Raw genomic sequence first — 26,910 nt, 5'->3', positions numbered from 1 at the left:
ACACTGCTTACATTGATACTTTTGTTTAGCCTGCTTATTCATACCAAACTTGTATAGTTTATCAGAATTACAGCGTGGGCATTTTATATTAGTTTTGCTCATTGTTCTTCTCTCCTTTTCGAAGGGGGTATTATTTAGTCTTGCAAACCTATTGTATTTCCTTGGGTTGAGAAGAGCAATGTTCATATAACTTAACAGATCGAATAAATTTATAAGGGGGTTACAATATGCCACAAAAACATATAAAGGATGAGGTTTTACAACAGGCTGCCAAATCAATGTTAGTACAAAAACATCAAGGACAGGCTGTAGAAAAACAATTAGGCAAAATTAACTCTTCTCTAAATGATTTATCAGAAATAAATAATAAAAATTTGGATGAGCTTGATTTACTACTTATGCAAGCAGAATTATTATGTCAAGAGCAAGGGTTAGATACTAATAATTATAAAGATTATATTAATGATATAGACTTGTTATCAGAAGAGGAGAAATCACAAATTAAGGTTGATAAACTTGAAATGCTTAGTGTTGTGGGAGTTAGTCATAATATTAGTTGGGAAGAATATATGAATAATATTAACTCCTATGCAGAAAAAAACAAAATTAATTTTTCTAAAGATCCATTTGAAAATCTAATGACTGAAGCAGAAAAATCAGAGATTGGAAAAAGAATCCGTGAAGATTATACAATGAAAAAAGCAAATTGTGATAAGTATGATTATCTTATTGCTGGCTTTTGTGGTGTTGCTACAGGATTAATTGATGCATTTTTTGTTGGTATGCCTGGTGAAAGTAAATTAGGAAATTGGACAGATAAAAAGGTGGATAGTATAGTAGAAAAATTTTCTCAAATTGTATGGAATTCTGATAAGAAAAATGGAGTTAATAATTCTAAATCAGCTCCACAAGGAATATCAAGTGCGATTGGATATCTAGAGAGGAGGTTTAAAGTTAACTACGATGCTAGATATGCATCTGATTTGAATCTAGGTGATAACATTTTAAATATGAGCGCAAAAAATCATCACTTAAAATCATTAGGACATGCTCCAGATTTAATAGGGTTATTTTTTTCAATTTTAGATCAGTTTACCGAAAAAAATAGTTTTATAACAGATGGTAGAATCATTAGAGTTGAGCCTAAAGGAAATCATATTGAGTTAAGAGGTGGAAATTTCTTTGCTAAGTTATTTTCAGGGTTTTATAACTGGATAGGACATCTTATGTCTGATATTGCTGGATCAAGTGGTACACGGGGGCATTTGAAAAATGGAAGAGGTGCAGGTGTTTCTATACCATTTTTTGAAATGTTTCAATTATGTAATTTTGGTTCATTTAATGTTAATGGTGAAGAGAAAAATTTAGCAGAATTAACAGTTAAGATATTTGAATCTGGTTATGATGCAAGACATGGTGCAACTATGGCTATACCAGTTATGATTAATGAAATTATGATTAGATTGCTATGGTCAATAAAAAGTCGTTTTTATCATGGAAATGCGTGGAAGGATTCTATACCTTTAGGAGACAAACCAGAACTTAGACGTATGTTATTAGTTGGACATGGTTCATTATGTATTGTAGATGGAATTGATGCTGGATTGCGCTCCGGTGGCAATATATTAGACTTTGCACTTCATTTAAATTTAATAGGATGGTCCAGATTTGCTTTTGCAGGATTGCAGGAAGTTATGTTAATCTATAATAAAAATGCTTTGAATATAGAGTCTATAGATAGTGATTTACAGCAGGAGTGGGAGATGTTATATGGAGCATTGTAAGTTATAAGTGATAAGTACAATGAAAAAATTAGGGCTATGATTCAAAGATAGTTTATTTCAAAATTCACAGATTGTATTTTTCATCTTTACCCATGTTGGATTTTATAATTAGAAACAATTTCAGAAGTATTATCATTAATTGAAAGATTAAGGGATATTTATATAAAACACTAGATGAGAATTTAATCCCACCTAGTGTTTTTTTTGTGCTAATTCAAACATTTAATAATATTATTGACTTTATCAACTGTATTATTGAACGCTTTAAACATGCAAAATAAATAACAATAAAATGTATATTTATATAATAAAAAAATAAGCTTTATTACGGTATCAAGTTTTTTAGGATATATATGGGAGTATTTATATCAAATAATAAAAGCATAAGAATAATTATGAAGAGGATAGTCTATTTATTATTTATATTTTAAAATTTAGTGCCATAAATATTTATACACAAATATAAAAAATTATTTTAAATTACTAGAAATAAATATATAAAATTGTTGTATTTTGATATAATAGGGAAATATACAATATAAAATTGCTTATCAAAAAATGTAGTAGCCAGTTTATTTGTATAGATAAAACAATGATAAATTTATAAAAAAGTTAGTGTGTAAGATAGATGAAATTATTGTAGATTATTTAGGAGAATGTTTAAAGTAAACTAAGTAGTACAGAAGTATTAAAAGTTGATAAGAGTTATTAAAACTGAGGGTGATAATATGTATAATGATTTAAAGGTATTATTTAAAGAAACTGATGAAATCTATAGTAAGTTTAAAAATAATATTGATAAATATATAGAAGATTTAAAATTACAAATTCAGAAATTGACTGATAAGAACAATGAATTAATAAAAGAAAATAATAGAATTAAAATAGAGTTTGAAGAGTATAAGCAAATATACAATAAGGAGAAAATTAATGAAATAGTAGATGAAAGATTAAAGGTGTTACAAGATAGTAATGAAAAAAGCGTTACGTTGGAAAAGATAAGAGATTATATAAAAGCAGAAAAAACATTAAAAAATAAAGAAATAATTAATGTTATTGGAGAAGTTATTAATAGTGAGTTAAACAATCCAAAATCAGTAGCACCTGATACTACTTTATTACGTGATATATTTACATATTTATATATTAATGATGAAGATAATATTATTACTGAAATATTATCTAATAGCAAAAAACAGATTGAGAGTAGTGTATTAAAACTATCAAATAAAGAAAGTGATAGCTGTTTTGCGATAGAGCTTATTAAATATTATTTAATATTTTTGAATGAATCAGATGCAGCACTTTGGATTGATACACTAGTAAAAGAGGAAATATTAAGAGAATCACCACAAAATGAAAGAATACTTGTAGATTTGCTTTATATGTCTTTTGTATTAAAAAAAGATACTGGATTATTAGATGATTTAAAACAATTTAGTATAATAATTAAGGAAAGAAAATACGATTACTTGTGGTATGAACTCTATAATAAGATAAGATATGATAATGAAAAAATTAAAAATAAATTTCCACTATTAAATTTATATTATAAAGAGATGAATCTTATTGATTATAAGTTGAAAGATATTATAATTAAACCAATAATGAATGATTTGATAAATAATAGTGAAGAAAATAATACCGATGCTGAGTTTGTTTCACATCTAGAAGAGCTATGTTTTTCTAAAAAATTCTTAGAAGCACAAAAATATATAAATGATAATATTAGGAGTTTAGAAATAAATTACTCAGAGGTAGATAGCGCTAAATTGTTATTATTATCAGCGTTGCTTAATTGTAAAACATTAGTTTTAGAAAAGAACTCTGGAATTAGAAAAATATTAGAAAAAATAAATATAGAAAATATCCTTTCAAATTTAATAGAGAATGAAGATAATGTTACAGAGGGGAAGTTATTAGATAGCATATCAGCTGAGTATTTAAACAATAATGAGAAAATAACAATCTTACCACACGAATTCAATGAAAAGTTATCTTATTTACTTTGGGACAGAGTCATAAATAAGAAAAATGATATTTATAAATCTAAAAATATATCAAATGGAATATGTCCAATACATAAAAAAGCTATGTATAAAATTTCAGGTTATATAGTAGGAAGAGACAAAGATAATAATCAAAAGTATTTAAAATCAAAAATATATTATTGTGATATCTGTAAAAAGTATTATAGTAATACTGAGCTTTTATATAAATTACCTAATACTAAGTTCTTAATTAATGATTTAGAAAGTAATAAAAATTTAAAATCTAATATTAATAAAGAAGTTGAATTAAATGTTCAGTCAGAGTTAGGTAAATTAGGATACTCGACTGCAAAATCAGATATTATTAGATGGAAAATCCTTAAAGAAGAGGCAATTCCTAAGCTTGGGAAAAAAAGAGTTATTAATCATATTGAATGGTTAATATCATTTCATAAGAATAAAAAAAATGCAGTTGAGAAATGGAAATATGATTTAGAGAATTTAAAAAAGCTAAAGTAGTTAAGGAGTTTAATAATGATACTAGATGGGGAATTCTTCAGTGTAAAAAGTGAAGGTTACAATGAAAAAACATATAATTGCGTAGTACAAGCTGTAGAAAAGCTTGAAGAAATAGGGGACAAGCCACTTATGATGCTTGGAAAAATACAAAGTGGTAAAACAAGATCATTTATAGGGGTGATATCATTAGCCTTTGATAATGGATATGATTTAGCAGTAGTTTTAACAAAAAACTCAAATGCACTTGCAAAGCAAACTACAGCAAGAATGAAAGATGAATTTAAAGAATTCAAGGATGAAGATATTATAGAGATATTTGACATAATGTGTATGCCACCAAGCATGTCACAATTTGAACTTGATAAGAAGATGATAATTGTTGTAAAAAAGGAAAAGAATAATATTCCCAAATTAATGAAGTTTATAGAAGAATATGGACTTCATGAGAATAAAAGATGTTTAATTATTGATGATGAGGCTGATTTCTGTAGTGTAGGATACGATAAAAATAAGGATTCAGAAGAGTTTGATTTAAGAAGAATAGCTTCTCAGATTAATGAATTAAGACTTCAATTAACATGTAAATTTATTCAAGTTACAGCAACTCCATATTCTCTATATCTTCAACCTGAAACTATTGATTTAGGAAGTAATAAAGATATAAGAGCTATTAAGCCAGCTGATACTGTATTAGTGCCACATGGTGATGGGTATATAGGAGGAGAATACTACTTTGATAGAGAGAAACATCCATTAGGGGAGCACTTATTTTACGCTATATATGACAAAGAACTTCAGATAATAAAAAGTAGTGATAGAAGGAAGTTTAAAGATGAAGAGGTTTTGACAAGTGATAAGGTTGAAGGCTTAAGGACTTCTATTATCAATTTTATAGTTGGTGGATGTGTAAGAATTATTCAAAATGGCGGAAATCCAAGAGGGAAGAGGAATAAATTTAGCTTTATAATACATACTGAAATATCGAAGGCATCTCATACAAGGCAAGAGAATTTAATCAGTATGTTAATTGAAAAATTAGAAGAAGAGGCTAAAAATAATAGTCAATTATTAGATAAATTTATAGAAGAAAGTTATAATAATATTGCTAAATCTGTAAATATGTATGGATTTGATGTTCCGTCATTGGAACAAGTAAATACATATGTAAAAAGAGCTATCAAAGAGCAATGGGTTACAAAGGTTGTAGTTAACTCTGAGAATGATATTAATGCATTATTAGATGATGATGGACAATTAAAGCTTAGAACTCCTTTAAATATATTTATTGGTGGTCAAATTTTAGATAGAGGAATTACTATAGCAAACCTAATAGGATTCTATTACGGGAGAGCTCCACAGAAGATGCAACAGGATACAGTGTTGCAGCATTCAAGAATGTATGGTTATAGAAGTAAAGAGGATCTTGCAGTAACAAGATTTTACACAACAAATGAAATATATAGCAGAATGTCGAAGATCAATGACTTTGATGCTAAACTAAGAGAAGATTTCGAACAAGGGAACTTAGATAAAGGTGTTATTTTTATTAGTAAAGATGAAAAAGGAAGAGTAATACCATGTTCGCCACAAAAAATATTAATTAGCAATACACAGATTTTAAAACCAGGTAAAACTACAACAATAGTAGGATTCCAGACAGGATATATAAGTAATATAAAAAAATACCTAAAAGAGATAGACAATATAATAATTAAAAATAATATTAATAATAAATTAGATGGTGAATTTAAAGTATCTAAAGATGATGCAATTAGAATTATTAAGCTTATATACAAAACTATAGAACTAGAGAATTCTACTTGTATTGATGAAAATGCCTTTGTTTCTTTAATTAATTATTTAAGCACTGATTATGTAAATATATATTGTAGAACTAATAGAAATATGGCTAGAAAGAGAAGAACTAGATCATCATTCTCAGATACACCATATAGTGGAACAACAGATTTAAAAATATCTAAGAATATGGCAATTAATGAACCTACATTAATGTTATTGAAGCAGAATTCATCTGATCCTGAATGGAAATCTCCGGAGTTCTATTGGCCAGTGTTAGTTGTTCAAGAAAACGTAGATACAGCTGTTTATACATCGGAATTAATAAAGTGATTTTAAATATATTAAAGGCGAGAGGATTTTAGGAAAAATGTTTAATGGAATTGGCAAGGTAATAATTGACAGTATTACAATTTTGATAAATTTTATTGAATGTTCTAATTACGAAGATTATAGGGTGTATATGTTATGTACTGTCATTTAGATTAATTGGTGAACTGTATTTTAAATGGGGAAATAGCTCAAAAACTCTTGGAAGTTTAATTCATTGGGTAATAAGAGTTCCATTGTTCTTAACTTTGTTATGGGTAGTTCGTTGTACTTATTATATTTATAATTTTATAAGAATAAAAATTTAATTACACTTTATTGTAACCAAGTTAAAGTAGTGAATCCTACTTTAACTTGGTTTTTTATTATTTAATATACATTTTTAATGGTGAATTTTATGAAAAGTAAAAATTAGGAATAAAATATAAACTAAAAATATTGACCAAGACAATAAAAAGGGATATAATAAAAATTGTCCTAGACAATAAAATGAAATGAGGGTAAATAAAATGAAAAAAATCAGAACCATATCAATGTTATTAGTTTTATTAATTTCAGCTACTTTAATTAGCTGTGGAGGTAGTACACCGACTGCCACAGTAGAAGAGTTTTTTAATGGAGTCAAAAAAGGTGATATAAATAATGAGATTATTTTATCTGAAAACAATGAATCACAAATAGAAGAAACAGAAGATTCATATACAGAAGAAACTCAAAAGAAATTAAATGATGCTATGTCTAAAATTACTTATAAAGTTAATGAAGAGATAGTAGATGGAGATACTGCAAAGGTAAGTGTAACAGTGAACAGCATGGATTTAGGAATAGTTTTTGGGAAGATATTACAAGAGTCGATGTCATATGTTTTTGCACAAGCTTTTTCAGGGCAAGAGTTAACAGAAGAGCAACAAGATGCTTATATGGATGAATTACTTAATAAGAATCTAGATACTATCACTTATAGTGAAAAAACAGGTGATATAAACTTAGTAAAAGTAGATGGAAAGTGGAGAATAAAAGAAGATTCTAACTTAACTTCATTAATAATGGGAATTGATCTTTCTTCTATGGAAGAGACAGAAGTTACAGAAGATGAACCAGCAACAATTCAAGAGATGGTGTTAAATCAACCTTTTTTAGTAGAAACAGAAAATGGCAATTATAATTTGACAATTGAAGGTGCTAGAGCTACAGATGAAAGAAATGAATTTTCAGAAAAGGAAGTTCAACAAGTTGTATTTTTAGATTATTCTTATGAAAATATAAGCTTTGGAGCATCTAGTGGGAATGATCTTTATATTGATGAATATGCATTTCAAGTTTTAGATGATGAAGGTAATGTATTAGATACTTATCCAGTATATGATGAAAATAGAACTCCTAAAAACACTCCTGTAGGTGGAAAGTGTAAAGCAAGTGGAAGTTTCGGAATTACTACTGAAAGTAAAAGTTTAAATGTTACTTTCAAAAGAGGAAATCAAAAAGTTGCAAAAATAATAATTCCTATAAACTAAGAACTTAAATATATAACATACTAAATGATTAGGTAGGTGATAATACTACCTGCTTTTTTCAAGATATCTAAAAAATATATAAATTACACCATAAAAACTTAAGTTTTATTGCTTAAATAATACAAAAATTGTACAATATAGTTATATTGACTTAGTCAATATAACTATATATAAGCAGAAAAGTGGTGAGTAAAATAAAAGGATTAGAATATATATTAGCTTTGTATGACATGCAGCATATAGATTTGGCTCAAAAGCTTGGGATAAAAAAGCAGAATATTAATCTATGGATTAAAGGAAAACAAAATATACCTAAAAAGTATCTTCCTGTATTAGAGGATATGTTTAGTATAAAAGCAGATTATTTCATCAAAGATCTTGATGAAGTTGATAAGCTTGAAATACAAAAGGAAAAATTGAAAAGCGACTTACATCCATTGATAAATGAAGAAAAAACAGTTTATGTAGGTGAAGATATTCAAGAGATGGTAAGTGTGCCTATATATGATAAGGAAGAAATTAATTCTATAGAGATAAATATTGAGAAAGCAAAGCTAATTAATAGGTTTAAGAGTTCTTTAGATATAGCAGATCCTAATCCTTATATTGATACATATAAGCTTATTGTAGAGTTAATGGAAAAGTGTCAACATGAGAGTATAGTTCACAAAACAATAGAAGCTTTAGCTCATTATTTAGAAGTTTTACCAGAAGGCATAACTACAGGGGAAGAGCAAGCAGAGTTTGAAAGTGAGATATTTGAAGTTTTTGATGATAATAACTTTTAATAATTAACAATTAAGAAAGAATAATTAATAATAATTGATGCGGAGGAAATGAGATGTCAACAGCAAATATAGGTTTTGAAGAAACGCTATGGAAATCAGCAGACAAATTAAGAGGAAGTATGGATTCAGCAGAATATAAGTATGTAGTTTTAGGTCTTATGTTCATGAAATACATATCAGATAAATTTGAAGCTAAGTATAATGAGTTATTAGAAGAGGGAGATGGCTTCGAGGAAGATAGAGATGAATATGAATCTGAAAATATATTCTGGGTTCCAAAAGAAGCAAGATGGGACTTTATAAGAGATAATGCAAAGGATAGTAAAATTGGACAATTTATTGATGATGCAATGATAGCTATAGAAAAAGAAAATCCTAGCCTTAAAGGTGTACTTGATAAGAGATATGCAAGACCAGAACTGGATAAAAGAAGGCTTGGAGAACTTATAGATTTAATGTCTTCTATAAAGCTACATAAAAATGGTGAAAAAGACCTTTTAGGTAGAGTTTATGAATACTTTTTAGGTCAATTTGCAAGCTCAGAAGGTAAAGGCGGTGGAGAATTCTATACTCCAACAAGTGTTGTTAAAACTTTAGTTGAAATGATAGAACCATATAGAGGAAGAATCTATGACCCTGCTTGTGGTTCAGGCGGTATGTTTATTCAAAGTGAAAAGTTCGTTGATGAGCATCAAGGTAAAATAGATGATTTATCTATCTACGGACAAGAACTTAATTCTACAACTTGGAAGCTATGTAAAATGAACTTAGCTATTAGAGGTTTAGATGGTAACATAGGACCACACCATGGAGATACCTTCCATGATGATCTTCATAAGACTTTAAAAGCTGATTATGTATTAGCAAATCCTCCTTTTAATATTAGTGATTGGGGCGGAAATAAATTAACAGAAGACGTTAGATGGAAATACGGGGTACCACCAGAAGGTAATGCTAACTATGCATGGCTTGAGCATATAGTATACCACCTTGCACCAAATGGAGTTGCAGGAGTTGTTTTAGCTAATGGCGCTTTAAGTTCAAATACTTCTAATGAAGGAGTAATAAGAAAGAACTTAGTAGATGCAAAACTAGTAGATGCAATAGTAGCTCTACCAGATAAACTATTCTACTCAACAGGTATACCAGTATCATTATGGATATTAAATAGAAATAAAATAGATAATCCTAAATTTAGACAAAGAGCAGATGAAATACTATTTATAGATGCTAGAAACCTAGGGATAATGGTAGATAGAAGACATAGAGAGTTAAGTGATGAAGATGTTAAGAAAATAGCAGAAACTTATCACAACTACAGAAATATAAATGGAAACTACGAAGACATACAAGGCTTCTGTAAAGCTGCAAAGCTAGAAGAAGTAAGAGAACACGAATATGTATTAACTCCTGGAAGATACGTAGGAATAGAAGAACAAGAAGATGATGGTATTCCATTTGAAGAGAAGATGGAAAACCTAACAAGTGAACTAGGAGAACTATTTGCAAAATCAAGACGCCTAGAAGATGAAATAAGAAAAAATCTAGGGGGAATTGGGTATGAGTTTTAATGAATGGAGATATCTAAAAGTTGGTGATGTTGCAGACGTATTAAATGGTTATGCATTTAAATCAAAAGATTTTATTGGCGAAGGAATACCAGTAATAAAGATTAAAAATATTGTACCACCATCTATAGATTTATCAGATGCTCAATATGTTAGTGAAGAATTATTTAATGAGAAATTAAGATTTGCATTAAAATACAATGATATTTTAATATCGATGACTGGCTCAAATATTAATCAAATATCATCTGCTGTAGGAAAAATAGGTAGAGTTAGACTTAAAGATAAGAAGTTATTGTTAAATCAAAGAGTTGGTAAATTATATATTACAGATAAAAATAATTGTGATGAAGATTTCCTATATTATTATTTAATTCAGGATGAAGTAAGATATAATTTAGCAGCAAGTGCTAGTGGTAGTGCTAATCAAGCTAATATTAATCCAAGTCAAATAAAAAATATTACTATTAATTTACCACCATTAGAAGAACAAAAAGCAATTGCAAAAGTATTATCAGATTTAGACAAAAAAATAGAAACCAACAATAAAATAAATAAAAAACTAGAAGAAATGGCTCAAGCTATTTTTAAACAATGGTTTGTTGATTTTGAATTCCCTAATGAAAATGGGGAACCATATAAAACTAGTGGTGGAGAAATGGTTGAAAGTGAGTTAGGGATGATTCCTAAAGGGTGGTTAGTGGATTCACTGAGTAATTTGGTAAGAGAAGTTATTACAGGAAAAACACCATCAACTAAAAAAAGTGAAAATTACGGAGACAAGTATCCGTTCGTAACTATTCCAGATATGCATAATAAAGTTTTTGTTACTAAAACTGAAAGGTACTTATCAGAAGAAGGGCATAATTTGCAAGTTAATAAATTAATTCCTAAAAACTCTATAATGGTTTCTTGTATTGCTACAGTTGGACTTGTGTCTATATCCTCGGAGTCAGTACACACGAATCAGCAAATAAATAGTATAATACCAGATTCTATAGATGATTTATATTACTTTTATGAATATTTAAAGTTAATGGAACAAAAGTTAAAGGGAATAGGTTCTGCTGGAAGTGCAACTTTAAATGTAAATAAAGGTGAATTTGAAAGAATTAAGTATATTTATCCAAATAAAAAAGTTTTAGCTCAATATCATAATATAGTTAATAACAATTATGAGAAAATTAAGCTAAATGAAATAGAGAACAATAGCTTAATACAATTAAGAGATACATTGTTGCCAAAACTTATGTCAGGCGAAATAAGAGTACCTTTAGATAAACAATGATAGATTAATGAGTTTAACATAGTTATTTAAGCATTTAGGACGTATGGGAGATAAAATATGGGGATAAATAGAATGCAGGGAACATCTGCACATATAGAATATATAGGACCAAGAGGAAGAAAATTTAGAAAAAACTGTATTCACTATACTGATAGTAAATGTAGTTGCAAAAGTTCTCAAGCTTATATGATGAAGTGTGTAGGAAGATTATGTTGTGGACATTATGAGGATAGTCCTTTGAAGAGAATACAATTAGATGATGAAAAAGAAAGTTTAAAGAATGCTTATATTGATATAAAGACAAACCATACGATAAAGAGTAAAAATTCTAAAAAAAGTAACAAAAAGAATAAAAGGGGTAATAGTGTGATTATAAAGAATGTTCCTCAGAATGACCTTTTAGGTAAAACCTTTAGGTTAAGAAGCTTAAAATTTAATGAAGATATAACAATAAAAATAGTTACTTTAAATGAGCAGAGTGAAATTAACAGAAAATATTCCACAGATTCAATTTTTGCAAGATCGTTAGTTGGAAAAAAAGTTGGAGATATTGTTAGAGTAAATTTTATTAAGGGTAGCTTAGCATATAAAGTATTAAGCATTGAATAGTAAATATCTATAACGAGATATAAGTATCGTAAGAAGTTATACTAAGATGGAGGGGATTAAGGTTGAGTTTATTTGAAAATTTTACTGAAGATCTTTTAGAGCAAGCAGCTATAGAGATTCTGGAAGAGATGGGATATAGCTATGCTTTTGGACCTGATATTGCCTATGATGGTGACAGTCCTGAAAGGTTTAATTATAAAGATGTTATTTTAGAGCAAAGGGTTAGAGATGCTTTATTTACTATTAATAGACATTTACCTGAAGAAGCTTTAGATGAAGCTTATAGAAAGCTTATTACCTTTAATAGTCCTATATTAGTGGATAATAATAAGGAGTTTCATAAGCTTTTAGTTGAGGGGATAGATGTTTCTTTTAGTAAAAATGGAGCTATTAAAACTGAAAAGGCTTATATTATTGATTTTGAAAACATAAGTAAAAATGATTTCTTAGTAGTAAATCAATTTACAATAGTTGAAAAGGAAGAGAGAAGACCTGACTTAGTTATCTTTGTTAATGGTATTCCGTTAGTTGTAATTGAGCTAAAGTCTGCTACTGATGAAAATGTTGGAATTGAGGAAGCTTATAATCAAATACAAACTTATAAAAGTGATATACCAAGTCTTTTTAATTATAATGCTTTTTGTATATTATCAGATGGTATAAATGCTAAGGCTGGAACTATTACTTCTAATGAAGAAAGATTCATGAATTGGAGAAGTATAGATGGAAATACTGTTGAGTCTTTAGATGTACCTCAATATGAAGTTATGTTAAGAGGAATGTTATCTAAGGAACGCTTATTAGATATAGTAGAAAACTTCTTATTATTCCAAACTTCAAGAAAAGCTGATTATGATGCAAATGGTAATAAAATTGGAGATAAAGCAGTTAATATTAAAATATTAGCAGGTTATCATCAATACTTTGCAATTAAAAAGGCGGTAGAAAAAACAAAGCTAGCTTGTAGTGAAACTGGAGATAAAAAGGCAGGGGTAATATGGCATACTCAAGGGTCAGGTAAGAGCTTTTCTATGGTATTCTATGCAGGACAGTTAGTTAAAGAGTTAAATAACCCAACTATTATAGTGTTAACAGATAGAAATGACTTAGATGACCAGTTATTTGGAACCTTTGCAAAATCTTCAGATATTTTAAGACAAACTCCAAAGCAAGCAGATGTTAGAAAGCTTTCAGATGACCAAAAGCAAGGTAATGTTAAATCGAAGGATAACTCTAAAGAGGTTAATGGTTTATTTGACTTGCTTAATGATAGAGAATCTGGTGGAATTATCTTTACAACTATCCAAAAGTTTAAGCCAGAAGATGGAGATATGCCTGTATTAACTGACAGACGAAATGTAATTATAATTGCAGACGAAGCCCATAGAAGCCAATATGGGTTAGAAGCAAAGACAGATACTAAGACTGGTGAAGTTAAATATGGATATGCAAAATATTTAAGAGATGCACTTCCAAATGCTACTTTCATTGGTTTTACAGGAACTCCAATTGAGATGGATGATAAATCAACTCCTGCAGTTTTTGGTCAATATATAGATATTTATGATATGACAAGAGCTGTTGAAGATGGAGCTACTGTAAAGATTTATTATGAAAATAGAATAATCAAGCTTGATGCAAACGAAGATATAATGGAAGAAATAGATGAAGAGTTTGATGAAATAACAGAAGGGCAAGAAGAAAATGATAAGGAGAAGTACAAGGGTAAATGGTCTAGACTTGAAGCTGTTGTAGGTTCTCCAAGCAGAGTTAAAAAGTTAGCGGAAGATATAGTTAATCATTATGAAGAAAAGGCAAAAACTATAGATGGAAAAGCTATGATTGTCTGCATGAGCAGAAAGATATGTGTTGACCTTTATGATGAAATTATAAAGATTAGACCTGACTGGCACAGTGATGATGTGGATAAAGGTAAGATAAAAGTTGTTATGACAGGTTCAGCAGCAGATAGTGAAAGACTACAAGCTCATATTGGCGGAAAGCAAAGAAGAGATACTTTAGCTAATAGAATGAAGGATAACAATGATGAGTTAAAGATTGTTATCGTTAGAGATATGTGGCTTACTGGGTTTGATGTTCCATCTATGCACACTATGTATATAGACAAACCAATGCAAGGACATAACTTAATGCAAGCTATTGCAAGAGTTAATAGAGTATTTAAAGATAAGAGTGGTGGAGTTGTTGTTGACTATTTAGGAATACTTGAAAGTCTTAAAAAGGCATTAAAGCAATATACAGATAGTGATAAGCATAACACAGGTATAGATACTTCAGCAGCAGTTGCTGTAATGCTTGAAAAACTAGAAATATTAAGAGATATGGTCCATGGATTAGACTACTCAGGTTATATGGGAGATTCTCAAGCTAAGAGAATAAGAGCAATTACAACAGGGATGAACTTCGTTTTAGGTTTTGATGAAAAAGAACAAAAGGAATTTAAACAGTTCGCTACAGAACTTTCAAAAGCTCATGCTTTATGTGCTGCTACAAATGAAGGAAAGAGCTGTGCTTTAGAAGTAAGTTACTTTAAGGCAGTAAAAGCAAGCTTAGTTAAACTTGATAATAGATCTGTAGTTAAAAAGTCAAAGACAGAGATGGAAGCTAGGGTAAACCAATTACTTGAAAAATCAATTATTTCAGAAGAAGTTATTGATGTATTTGATACTTTAGGGATAAAGAGACCAGATGTATCTATACTTTCAGAAGAATTCTTAGAAGAAGTTAAAGGAATGAAAGAAAAGAATTTAGCAGCTGAAATGCTTAGAAAATTACTAGAAGGTAATCTAAAGACTATGGAGAGAACTAACCTAGTTAAATCAGAAAAGTTCTCAGAAAAGCTAAAGAAAACTTTAAATAAATACAGAAATCAAGCAATAACAAATGCAGAAGTAATTGAAGAGTTAATTAGAATGGCTCATGAACTAAAGAACATGAAGTCAAGAGAAGAAGAAATGGGATTAAATTCAGATGAGATTGCATTCTATGATGCATTAACTGATGATGATGCAGTTAAAGAATTTATTACAGATGAAACTCTAAAAATGATTGCTCATGAGTTAACTTTTGCTATTAGAAGAAATATATCAATAGACTGGAGTATAAGAAAAAGCGCCCAAGCTGGAATGAGAAGAATAATAAAAAGACTTCTAAAGAAATACGACTATCCGCCAGATAAAGCAAAGAAAGCTCTAGAAACAGTTTTAAGACAGGCAGAGCTTATGTGTGGAAATGTGGATTTTAATGATATGGAATGGCAAATTGCTGCAGAGAAAGAAGAACAGTATAAGTAGTTTTAAAGAGATACTATGTATCTCTTTAAATATTACTTTAATTATAGAAAGGATGATAAATTAATGGGGAACTTAGATAAACAAATGAAGCTAGCAGAAGAAGCTGTGGAATTAATAAAAGAATTTAGAGAGGTAGCATCAATTTTAGGTGAAAACCCATTAAACGCAATTAAAATAAAAGAAAATGGTTCAATAATAGAAGTAGAAGATAAGTTTGATGGGATTGTAGAATATGAATTAGAAGATATAAGTTCAATATTTTCAACTGAAATGAAAGGTTGGGGACCTTGTAGCGCTGGGTTTTATGAAGCAATTAATATAGCACAATCTGATCTAGAGTATGAATTTAAAATAAAAAAATATACCAAAGACGAGTTTATAAAATATGCTGGTGGCTTAAAATATGCAGAGTGCAGATGTGAAGAAATTTATAAAAGACTAGAGGAAATAGAGGAAGCTGCAAATATATAAATGACAAATGTCTATGAATACAATTTAGAATATAAAGTATAACACGGGGGATGAGATAATGTTTGAATTAATAACTCAAGTAGATGCAGATAAAGTTATAAAAATATTAACTAATACAGGTTTAAATGAAGATATAAATATAGAAGTTTTAAATGGTATGTTTAGGTTAAAAGCTGATAATATTACAGAATGTTTTCCTTCGGTACATTTTAACTACGATATGAGCGAATTCTATCTTCAAAGTAATGAGAGTTTAAGTACACTTTTATATAAAGATAAACTATATGAGATTTTTATTAATATAGGGAATTGGGCATATGATACACCGCTAAAAAAAACACATATTACTGTTGGCTCAAATAAGTTCCATGACTATAGCTTTCAATTAGAATTATCACAAGCGTTTAAAGATAAAGAAAACATGTATATAGTTAAAAATATTTCCAACTTATCAGGTAAAGGCGCAATGGTAAGATTGTATAGAGGATTAGGTGGTGACAGAATAGCTAAAGAAAGCAGAAGAGAAAGATTTATAAAAGAATTTAATGCTGATATTAAGCGATTTGAAGGAAAAGAGTGGATTGTAATTTCACAAATATCTTTAAAAGATTTAGACGATGAAAACAAGCATGAAGATATTTTATATAATATACTAGTTTCTATTATAAAAGCTATGCTATTAGTTGAAGGAATAGGATTAGAGAAGTAGATGTATGTAAATGGTATTAAAGTTAAACTTATATGGCTTATTGAATTATTAAGTATTTAAATATTAAAAATATATTTATGAGAGGTTTAAGATGCGTTGAAATAAAACGTTAATTAAAAGATATTTAACTGTTAGCAATTCCTTATTAGTTTTAGGGATAATCATTGCAGTTATATTATTGTATTCCTTAGCATTGAAGTTAGATTCGCAGACTGTTTCACCAGTATGGGAAGATAGATTCTGGAACGTTATTTTTTCAGGAAGTGGTATGTTTTTTATTGGATTAGCAGTAAAGTTTATCAAACCAAAGGAATTTACTTAAAAGTTGTTCATTAAGATAAGCTAATTTTATTAAACAAAAAGAAAAATGGTAATAGTAATATCGAATAATGTAATTTGGGTAAATATATTAAGGGATATTGTTTTAAAAACACTTTTTATGGTACTATAAATAGGTATAAGTATAAATTATAGATAACTTTAAGGTGGGGAAAAATGAATACAATTGATTTAAATAATGAAATTGATTATTATATAGAAAATTATCCTGATAATGCTGCAGTATTAAAAAGAATAAAAGATAAGATTACTACTATTAATAAGCAGTTAAGTGAGGATTATTCCTTAGTTTTTATGGCAGAGAAAGGTGCTGGAAAAACTACTACTATAGGATTTTTATTGGGATTAACTCAAAGAAAGCAAAAAACCAATGAAAAGACTAACAGAAAATATTGGGTAGAGGAAGATATATTAGAAACAGGATCAGGAGCTACTACAACTTCAGAAGTGGAGATATGCCAAAGTGAAGATGAAGTTAGTAAGATAGTTATAACCCCTTATAATACTGAAGATGTTGAAGATATACTTAATATATTTGCAAAATCAATGTTTTCTAATATACATAAGCTTGAAGGGGATGAAGAGCCATTAGCTCCTGAATTAATAAGAGCATGTAGAAACATGACAGCTTTAACAGAAAGACAAAATGATTTAGGAGAAAAGATAGACCATCTTAGAGCATTAGCTTTAGAATTTGATAGTTATGATTATGAATCATTTAGACAAGCTGTTATAGAGAGAGCTAATATATCTAGTAGAACAAAATTAGAGTTTATTTGTGATACTTCTAAAGAGAAAGAAAAGTCTTGGATTAAAAAGATATTTAGAAGAATCAATTTAGTACATATAGATGATGCACCATTGCCAAAGAAAATAACTGTAAAATTGAGTAAAGATATATTTGATTTTAGTAAGTTAAATAAAATAAACAAGATCATAGATACTAGAGGATTAGAAATAGGATCTAACACAGATAGAAGTGATATTAAGAGTGTCTTTAGAGATGGGACAAATAATATATTGCTATTTGTTGATAAATTTAATAGTCCATCAAAAAGCATTATAGATCTTTTAGATCATTATGTATATGATAAGGATATGGATGTAATTGATAGATTAGGCTACATAGTAAACTACAGAGATGGTGAAGCTGAAAAGGTTGTAGGTTGCCATGGTGTTATTGAGTCAGCAGAAGATGGTATTATGGAAAAGAGAAATCAAGTAATACAAATATTTAGAGAAAACGGAGTGTTTGTTAAAGATAATAATATCATTTATTGTAATCCTAAAAAGCATTTAGACAGAGAAGGTAAAATCGAGATAAGTGTTGAAGAATTAGAAGAATATGATTACGACAAAGCTGTAATAGAAACATTCAAAAAAGAAGAAAGAGAAGATGAACGAATTAGATTTGTAGATGATGTAATTAGCTTCATTGATGATTATGAAGAAAAATTACAGTTAGATTTAGAAGAAGCAATGGATAGTTACAGCTTAATTAAAGATGAGATAGAGAAAAATGCAAATATTGATGTTGAACCAATAATAGAAAAAATTAACAAGAAAGAAATACAAGTTACACTTAAAGAAAAGATAACTGGTATATTTGATGAGTACATTGTTGATAAATTTCCCAGTACACTTAGGGCTATTAACAATAGGTTTGGTATTTTTAATTCTTATGATGTTTATTGTGAAGGGGCTAATGTAGTTGAAAGTTTATTAAAGAAAAACCTTCAAAAGATAAAAGATGATGTTATATATGAGTTAGATATATTAAGTGAGACTAAGAAACTAAATGTAAATCAAGAAAAAGCAAAAGAATATTTAAAGAAGGATATTAATAGATATTTCTTTAATTATGTTCAAGAGCTTAATGCTTATTATTATAATAAATTAACATCAGATACTTTCTCTAAAGAAACTAACAAGAACTTTTGGGAAAAAGTTATTTCGCGTTGGGGTAAAGGTAATGGTTATAGAAATGATGTTAAGGAATACTATAAGGAACATTTGAAAAATAACAAAATTAATGAGGAAGCAACTTCAGAAAATGAAAGAATAGTGAATGAATTTAAAGATGGACTTATTAATATTTTGAATAATGTTGAAATACCAGATTTAGAATAGAAACAATTTTATAGTTAATTTTTTAGGTGCTTAGATTTTAATTAGTCTAAGCACCTTCTTTCGTATTAATATTTAATTTTCATACATAGATAAATATTAATAATTATTATAATAAGTATAAAAAATATTTACTACAAATTCCAATGAAGTAAGACTAATTTCGACAAAATAACAAACATGATTTTGGTATAATTATCTTGTCAAATAATTAAGTGTTTAGATAATAAGTTCAAAGAAAGGACTGTATTATATGATGGTAGATAAATTAAGATATTCTTTAATACTATTTTTTAATGAATTACTAGAAGATGATATAGAAGACATAAAAACTAAACTTAAAAATGGAATTACTATACATTTATTTTTAACAACGACTTTAAAGGATGAATTGGAGTTAAATGAATATACAAATGATTTCTTTACAAATGAAATAGATAATAAATTATTGTTTATATATGAAAATCAAGAGAGTGTATCTGATAGTAATGAAATAATTGCTATAGATAATGAAATTTTAAATAAAGATATCTATAACAAAATATGTAAACGTAACACATCAGAGTTTAATTCTAATCAGTATGAGATTATAACAGCAAGTGAAAATTCAAATTATATTGTTGTTTCAGGAGCGGGGACTGGTAAAACTACAACAATGATAAATAGACTTATTTATTTAAGAAAGAAAATTCCTAACTTTACTTTTGACAAGGCTGCTCTTATTACTTTTACTAATAAGGCCAGTAGAGAGATGAGGGAGAAGCTGATTCAAGTATTAGAAAGATATTATAATGTTACTAAAAATCCAGTATATCTTGATATGATGGATGAAGCATCAAGATGTACTATTAGTACAATACATGGATTTTCAAAGAAGTTGATAAATAAGTATGGTAAAAATATAAATATTAATAAAGATGTTAAAGTAAGATCATTTAAGTATTTTAGGAAGCAGGCTATTACAGAAGCATTAAATGATTTGTACAAAGAGAACAAGGACTTATATGATGTAATAAAGTATTATCCGCATTATGATCTTGAAGCAAAATTACTAAGTGTTTGGAATAAGCTAGATAATTATTCTATAGATATTAATTCAGATAAATATAAAGTTGATTTTGGATATGATGATAAAAAATTTTCTCAATTAGTTAATATCGTAATAGAAAAGGCTCAAAAATATTTAGAGGAAAATAAAGAGTACGAAGTAGAGATAGTTGATCTTATGAAAAAATTATCATATACAGAGTTATTTGTTCAAGCTAAAGGTGAATTTGATCTTATTATGGTGGATGAATTTCAAGATAGTGATAATATTCAAATAGATTTTGTAGCTAATTTCTGTAATATAACTGGTGCTAAATTAATGGTTGTTGGAGATGAAAAACAAAGTATCTATAGATTTAGAGGTGCTGAACATACTGCTTTTTCAAGATTAAGACAAGCTCTAAAGGAAAACAGTAATTCATTAAATGAATTTACTATGGTTAGGAATTACAGAACAAATAGTAAGTTGCTAGAAGAAATTAACGATATATTTATTGGTATTAATGATAGAGTTGATAGATTTAAGTATGAAGAGAAAGATTACATTTACTCTCTTGTAAATAAAGAGCTTAAGTCAGAGATAAAATATGTGTCGCTTCCAGCGTTTGATGAAGATACAGCGATTTTCTACGATGAGATATTAAAGAATAAAGAATCTGATGATTATGTTGCTGTACTTTTAAGAAGTAACAATGATATAAAGGAGTTTAAAGAATTTTGTGATAGAAAAAGTATACCTTGTAGAGTTGATGTTAGTGGTAACTTCTATCGTCATGAATCAGTAAGAGATTTTTATGTAATGATTAAGGCTCTTATAGATTCAACTTCCAATTCAGTATTATATTCTTTTATTGAAACTCCCTATATTAACGTTAAGGTTAATAAGAAAAAAATACTTACAGAAAGTAGAGAAGAAATAAATGACTATTTATCATCTATTTTAGAAAGTAGAAACTGGTTTAAATATTCTAATATGATTCATGAGAGAAATATATTAGAGTTAATTGATACGATTATAAAGGATCAAGATTTTAATCCAGTAAGAGGCTATTACAAAAGAGAATACTTAAAAGCTAAGTCAAATGGAAGAGATGCAGAGAAGATTGCCAAAATTAAAACATTAGAATACAAGCTTAACTTAGAGCATTTATTATATCTAATAAAAGATAATTTTTCAGATAAGCTTTCGTCAGTTGCAGCATTAGAACAGTTTTTAAGGTTAAAGATTTCAACAGATAATGAAGTTGATACAAGAAAACCATCAGCAATTTACGAAAAAGATTTTATTCAATGTTTGACTGTCCATAAAGCTAAAGGATTAGAATATGATCATGTAATAGTACCAAAGCTTACAAATAAATTTATAACTACAAAAGCTGTAGATGTTATTGTTAGAAATACAGCTAATGTTGTAAATGTGGGATATAGAGTTAAACTTGGTGATGATGAATATAAGAATTCAAATTATTCTGAGTACATTAAAGATGAAAAGAGCGAAATAATTGGTGAAGAAGCTAGACTTTTATATGTAGCAATGACTAGATGTAAGAAAAGCTTATACCTTAATTCAGCAGGATTGGCTGCTACAGAAGGCGTTAATAATTGGAAGAGTTTAATAGGAGGGGCAAGGTCTTATGTATAATGTAGAAACTCATAATAATTCTAGGGAATATTATGAACAATTAATAATTGAAGATGATGCAGTATATATTACAGCCAATACATCTCTTTCAAATATGATAAAAGAAGTAGGAAAAGTATCTATAGTAGATAGATGGAGAGTATTAGATATAGAAAACTTCATTAAGTATATTTATCCTAATTGGACTAGCGCTATAAATGAAATAAAATTGAAAGGTGAAATTAGGAAATCTATTTATTTAATAAGAGAAGAGACTATAGATTCTAAAGAATTAAATGAATTAAGGTTTTTAGAGGACAATATTTCAGTTTTATATGATAACTTTAAAATTTTTGTTGAAGCTGGAATCAGTGAGATAAATAATACCTATGAAGGAAATAAAGATACATTTAACACTGAATCTAATAAAGAACTAAAGATAAAATTAATTAAAAAGATATTTAATATTTTTGCGAAATCAAAATTATTCAAAGATATAAGTGAAGAAGTATTAAAGAATAATAATACTACAAATTTTGAACAATTATTGATTCAAAAATACTTAGAAAAAATGAAGGAATCTAATGAAAATAATCCTGTAAACTTAAAAGGTATAATAGAAGATAAAAGAAATACAATTAAGAAAGTGTATTTTTATAATATAAATAATTTAGATTTAAGAAGGTTTTTATTAGCAGAGAAGTTGAGGGAAAATGGTTTTGATGTTGTATTTAGAATACCTTATTTTGCAGGTTTAAATGTAGTTAATAAGTGTTGGAACATGGTGTACAACAATGATGTATTTAATATTGATACACGAAGTTACTCAAATGCTAGTAAAGAAGACGTGAAATATATTTATTTTCTTGAAGGAAGAGAGGTTAAGGAAACTGAAGAGAAGATATTTATAAAGAATTATAGAGAAGTATATGATTTCAAAAAGAAGATAAAAGATAAAAATGTAATTACTTTATATAAAGATAGTTTGAAATCTATAATGGATAGAGATGAACTTAATATTAAAAAACATTGTTATCAAAGTAATATAGGAAGATTTATTTATAATCTATATAATTGTAATGTTGATGGTGATGAAATAGAAATAGATTTTGATACGTATAGAGAAATGATTACTTCAGGATGGGTTGAGGTTAAAGGATGGAATGGATTAAGATTACATTCATATTTAGTAGATAATGCTGAATATTTTTCTGGGGTATCTACATTAAATGAAATCATATATAGGATAGAAAAACTAAGAGACGTTAAAGAAGTTAGTAATATATTTAATGATCAAGTAAAAGATAGAGTAAAGAAAAATCTAACTAAACAGTTTTTATCAAATCCATTTAAGGCTTTTGGTTATATTGATGTAGAGAAATATAAGGTTACAGCAAATAACATGCTGGAAGTAACGTTAAAGTTAAAGAGGTTTCTGATAAAAGCCTTTGAGCAAAAAAATGGATTAATAAATTTAGAGAATCACTTTAGTATGATGATTCCATTATTTAAAAATAAATATATTGTTGATGTATTTAAAAATGGAAGTGAAAACGAAAAAGATATTACACGAAAAATATTTGCAGTATTAAGTAATTGGAAAGACTTTGGGGAGGAATTACACAAAGATGAGATTCGTGAACTATTTGGTGTAAAGCTTGTGTTAGATAATCCTATTGAAGCAGATGAACAAGAAGAGGATTTTTCTATAGATCAGTTAGAAGGGTTAATTTATAGAGATAAATTATTAAGAAAAAATAATGGAAAAATGTATTTAGGAGATATGTCTTATAAAGCATACGAAAAATATGTTGAGAAGTTTGGCTTAGATGAAAAAATTCTTTCTTTTTATGAACTAAAGATTATTTTAGACAATAATGTTGATAAGACAAGAAAGATTAGCGTTATGAATGGCTTACAACTTCAAAGTATTAGCAAAAAATCAGTTGAAAGTTACTTTAAATTTGCTTTAGCTAATTTGTTAATTAATTATAATGACATAATAGAATTCAGCTGGATAGAAGGTTTAAGAAAAGATGATAGTAAAGCTATTATATTAAAGCAAATAGAAGCTATTTATGGTAAATCTGTTGATATACCACAGTTTTTAGATAGTAGTGATTTTGTGGATGTAGACGAGATAAATTTCAATTATGATAATGACTATAATAAGAAAGATATTGTAGAAAAATCAACTAAGCTACCAGATGTTGCTTTAAGAGATTTAGATTTTTGTGGTGATAAGTTATTATATTCTTCGATTTTAGAGGGTCATCCTGAGTATTATTCTGACTTCCATCATAGACTAGCTTTTGGTGCACTTATTAGTATATTTAAAAATAATATTGAAGATGGATATTCTAATATATACAAATATGTATTGCCATTATTCCCGCAATGGAAGGATATTGTTAAAAAGAATATTTTAGATTGTGAATTTTCTAGAAATGGATTAAGAGAATATAGGTTCTTTGAAGGAATTAATTATCCTAAGGCTATAGATGTTTTATATCTTTTAAAAAGTAAATATATAGTTACTGAAAATAATAAGATTAGAAATAGATATAACAAAGGGGAATTTAACGGTGAAAGATATTATAAAGAGTTCTTAGATGAATTTTTAAAAGAAGAGCAAAATAACAATGGGTTACATTGTAGGATGTGTCCGCACTGTTACCTTTGTAAGAAAGGGGAGTTTGTAATTGACAGTAAGTAATGAAAGTATAGAGTTTTTTACAAAACTCTCGAAGATCTGGCAAAACTTTAAGGATTATACTTATCTAGAGGGGATAGATCTTTCTCAGGAACAAATTAATATAATTGAGCAAGATGAGGATCAGTTATTAATCGAAGGGTATGCTGGGACAGGTAAAAGTTTAACTTTATTATATAAATTTATTAATGTACTTGTTAGAGAAGAAAATAAAAGAGTTCTATATGTAACTTATAATAATACCTTAATTGAAGATACTAAAAAAAGATTAAATACATGCAGCGAATATTTAGAAAATAAAGATAGACATGTTGTTCATATAAAGACATTCCATGAAATGGCTGCATCGACATTGAAGGAAATAAAAGTTATTGATAAAGGAATTGGAAAACTATCAATTGATAAAATTAATAAGATTAATGGGGATGCTTTAAGACGTATAGCAAGTATACATGCAAGATATACAGAGCCTAAGTTTGATGAGTACCAATCTTTGAACAAAGAAGAGAGGTTATATGCAACTCACAATATGAAATTTGTAACAGAGGAAATATCTTGGCTTAAAGCTATGGGCTTCATAACTTTAGATAAATATATTTCAACAGAGAGAACTGGTAGAAGCAAACGTATAAGGCTTACTAGAAATCAGAGAAAAACTATTTTTAAGATATATGAAGATTATCAAAAAGAGCTAAATAGTAATAAGTATGGATTATGCCTCGATTTAGAGGATTATGCCTTAAAGATATTAGAGAAAGAATATGAATTTGGTGAGGATCTAAAATATGATTATGTATTTGTAGATGAAATGCAGGATCTTGATCCAATGCAAATCTTAGCACTTTGTAAATTAACTAAAAAGTCAATTGTTCTTTCAGGAGATGCAAATCAGAGAATATATAAGAAATGCCCAATAAAATACGAAGAGCTAGGCTTACAAGTTAAACAAAAAGGTAAAAGAAAAACCTTAAGAAAAAATTATAGATCAACAGCAGAGATTGTTAGACTTGCAAATTCTTTAAACTTCTATGACAATGAGGACAAGCTTTCAGAAAAACATTTTGTTAAAGAGGGTGAAAGACCTATAATACATAGAACTAAGGATTCGTCTGTAGCAGCTAAATATATAACTGAAAAAATTAAAAAGATTCATGCTGAGAATCCTAAAAAGACAATTGCAATAATAAATAGAGAAGAGATAAAGAGGCAGAGCTATGGTAAAAGCGCTTTTAGAACATTATTAGAGCAAAACTTAATTTATCACACCTTCACAGATGTAAATAGCTATTATAAAAAGTTTGACACTAATAAGGAAAGACAAGTATTTTATACAAATCCATATGATGTTAAAGGGCTAGAGTTTGATGTTGTATTTATAATAGATTTTAATAAAAGGTACTATCCAAATTTTGATGAATTAAAGAAAATGTCAAATACTAATGATAGTAAGGAAAAAGAATTATTAGATGAAGATATTTTAGAATTTATAAATACAGAAAAGAAATTGCTATATGTTGCAATGAGTAGAGCAAAGGAAGAATTGTATTTAATAGCTAATGGTTGTGAATCTGAAAAGACTATTTCTGAATTCATTTTTGATTTTGATTCTAAAGACTATGTAGCGAGTGGATTTACTAAAAATAGTATAGAGGTATTAAGAGTTCATTATAATCGGATTGATAATGGAAAATTATTCTTGAATAAAGAGAAAGAACTTCAAGAAAAAATGCAAGCAGAATTTATAAAGAAGATGGAAGTTGAAAAAGAACTTGAATTAAAGAAACAACAATTAGAAGCTATTGAGGCCCGAAAAGAAGCCGAAGCTATAGAGGAGCAGAAGGCTAAGCAACTTGAAGAACAAGAGGTTGAAAAGGAAACTGTTAAAAATGAGGAAGTATCTACTAAACCAAGCGTTGATAGTAAAGTAAAGAAAGATAATATTTTAAGTGATAAAATAAAAACTAAGGAAATTATAAATAAAGTAGAAGAAGTTAAAGCAGAAGATATTATCCAAACAAAAGTTAAGCCATTATTAGCAAAACATAAAATTAAGTTTATTGATAAGAGATCAAAAGGTGGAGCCTTCTGGATTCTTGGAGGTAGTGAGATAAAAGGTTTAATAGATACATTTAATCAATATGGATTAAAGTTTGCTTACGCTAAAAATGGAGGTCGTGCAACAGGACATAAACCAAGTTGGTATAGTAAGTAAAAACATATTAATTAAATTATATAATAGTGTATAATTAAAGTGAATAATTGGAATCTGTTAAGTTGATATGAAAAAATAGCTTGATTTTTCATAGAATTGCTCGCTCTTTGAAAATTATATAAGTTTGAATTTTTTATTGTATGGTAAACAAACCTACAATAAAATTGAT

At 27.9% G+C, this 26,910-nt stretch carries 17 protein-coding genes; 16 read left to right on the top strand and 1 reads right to left on the bottom strand.

Features of this window, described 5'->3' with window-relative positions; translation table 11 throughout:
- Window positions 1-102: IS1 family transposase (locus H8S10_RS14375; protein WP_347707662.1), on the bottom strand; the 102-nt coding region annotated here is incomplete at its 3' end.
- Between the two features lie 125 nt (window positions 103-227).
- Here H8S10_RS14375 and H8S10_RS14370 point away from each other — a divergent pair.
- From H8S10_RS14370 to H8S10_RS14295, 16 genes are all read left to right on the top strand, one after another.
- Window positions 228-1,784, top strand: a complete 1,557-nt coding sequence (locus tag H8S10_RS14370) for a hypothetical protein (protein ID WP_186839341.1) — start codon at window positions 228-230, stop codon at window positions 1,782-1,784.
- Between the two features lie 728 nt (window positions 1,785-2,512).
- Window positions 2,513-4,294 (top strand): hypothetical protein, encoded by a 1,782-nt coding sequence (locus tag H8S10_RS14365; protein ID WP_186839340.1) that lies wholly within the window; start codon window positions 2,513-2,515, stop codon window positions 4,292-4,294.
- 15 nt (window positions 4,295-4,309) lie between these two features.
- Window positions 4,310-6,424 (top strand): Z1 domain-containing protein, encoded by a 2,115-nt coding sequence (locus tag H8S10_RS14360; protein ID WP_186839339.1) that lies wholly within the window; start codon window positions 4,310-4,312, stop codon window positions 6,422-6,424.
- Between the two features lie 506 nt (window positions 6,425-6,930).
- Window positions 6,931-7,935 carry a DUF4878 domain-containing protein gene (locus tag H8S10_RS14355; RefSeq protein ID WP_186839338.1) on the top strand — a complete coding sequence of 335 codons (1,005 nt, stop codon included), beginning with the start codon at window positions 6,931-6,933 and terminating at the stop codon, window positions 7,933-7,935.
- Window positions 7,936-8,120: 185 nt separating this feature from the next.
- Window positions 8,121-8,723 carry a hypothetical protein gene (locus tag H8S10_RS14350; protein WP_207731898.1) on the top strand — a complete coding sequence of 201 codons (603 nt, stop codon included), beginning with the start codon at window positions 8,121-8,123 and terminating at the stop codon, window positions 8,721-8,723.
- A 53-nt stretch (window positions 8,724-8,776) separates the two neighbouring features.
- Entirely contained in the window at window positions 8,777-10,294 is a 1,518-nt protein-coding gene (locus H8S10_RS14345) for a class I SAM-dependent DNA methyltransferase (RefSeq protein WP_186839337.1), read from the top strand.
- Window positions 10,284-11,579: a restriction endonuclease subunit S gene (locus H8S10_RS14340; RefSeq protein ID WP_186839336.1), complete on the top strand. Its 1,296-nt coding sequence runs from the start codon at window positions 10,284-10,286 to the stop codon at window positions 11,577-11,579. Before H8S10_RS14345 ends, H8S10_RS14340 begins: the two co-directional genes overlap by 11 nt.
- A gap of 57 nt (window positions 11,580-11,636) precedes the next feature.
- Window positions 11,637-12,188 (top strand): GreA/GreB family elongation factor, encoded by a 552-nt coding sequence (locus tag H8S10_RS14335; RefSeq protein WP_186839335.1) that lies wholly within the window; start codon window positions 11,637-11,639, stop codon window positions 12,186-12,188.
- 62 nt (window positions 12,189-12,250) lie between these two features.
- Window positions 12,251-15,502, top strand: a complete 3,252-nt coding sequence (locus H8S10_RS14330) for a type I restriction endonuclease subunit R (RefSeq protein ID WP_186839334.1) — start codon at window positions 12,251-12,253, stop codon at window positions 15,500-15,502.
- Between the two features lie 63 nt (window positions 15,503-15,565).
- Window positions 15,566-15,973 (top strand): hypothetical protein, encoded by a 408-nt coding sequence (locus H8S10_RS14325; RefSeq protein WP_186839333.1) that lies wholly within the window; start codon window positions 15,566-15,568, stop codon window positions 15,971-15,973.
- Window positions 15,974-16,031: 58 nt separating this feature from the next.
- A complete protein-coding gene (locus H8S10_RS14320; protein ID WP_186839332.1) occupies window positions 16,032-16,682 on the top strand; it encodes a hypothetical protein in 651 nt (216 codons plus the stop codon).
- Window positions 16,683-16,860: 178 nt separating this feature from the next.
- Entirely contained in the window at window positions 16,861-17,004 is a 144-nt protein-coding gene (locus tag H8S10_RS14315) for a hypothetical protein (RefSeq protein ID WP_186839331.1), read from the top strand.
- Window positions 17,005-17,177: 173 nt separating this feature from the next.
- Window positions 17,178-19,151, top strand: coding sequence for a hypothetical protein (locus H8S10_RS14310; RefSeq protein WP_186839330.1), 1,974 nt, complete (start codon window positions 17,178-17,180; stop codon window positions 19,149-19,151).
- Window positions 19,152-19,401: 250 nt separating this feature from the next.
- Window positions 19,402-21,837 (top strand): ATP-dependent helicase, encoded by a 2,436-nt coding sequence (locus tag H8S10_RS14305; RefSeq protein WP_186839329.1) that lies wholly within the window; start codon window positions 19,402-19,404, stop codon window positions 21,835-21,837.
- Entirely contained in the window at window positions 21,830-24,532 is a 2,703-nt protein-coding gene (locus H8S10_RS14300; RefSeq protein WP_186839328.1) for a hypothetical protein, read from the top strand. Before H8S10_RS14305 ends, H8S10_RS14300 begins: the two co-directional genes overlap by 8 nt.
- A complete protein-coding gene (locus H8S10_RS14295) occupies window positions 24,519-26,741 on the top strand; it encodes a UvrD-helicase domain-containing protein (protein ID WP_186839327.1) in 2,223 nt (740 codons plus the stop codon). Before H8S10_RS14300 ends, H8S10_RS14295 begins: the two co-directional genes overlap by 14 nt.
- Window positions 26,742-26,910: the final 169 nt, after the last annotated feature.

The sequence above is a fragment of the Clostridium sp. NSJ-49 genome (assembly GCF_014287725.1).
Lineage (GTDB): Bacteria > Bacillota > Clostridia > Clostridiales > Clostridiaceae > Clostridium > Clostridium disporicum_B.
Note: the sequence above shows the minus strand (reverse complement) of the source record. Positions and strands in the feature narration are given on the sequence as shown.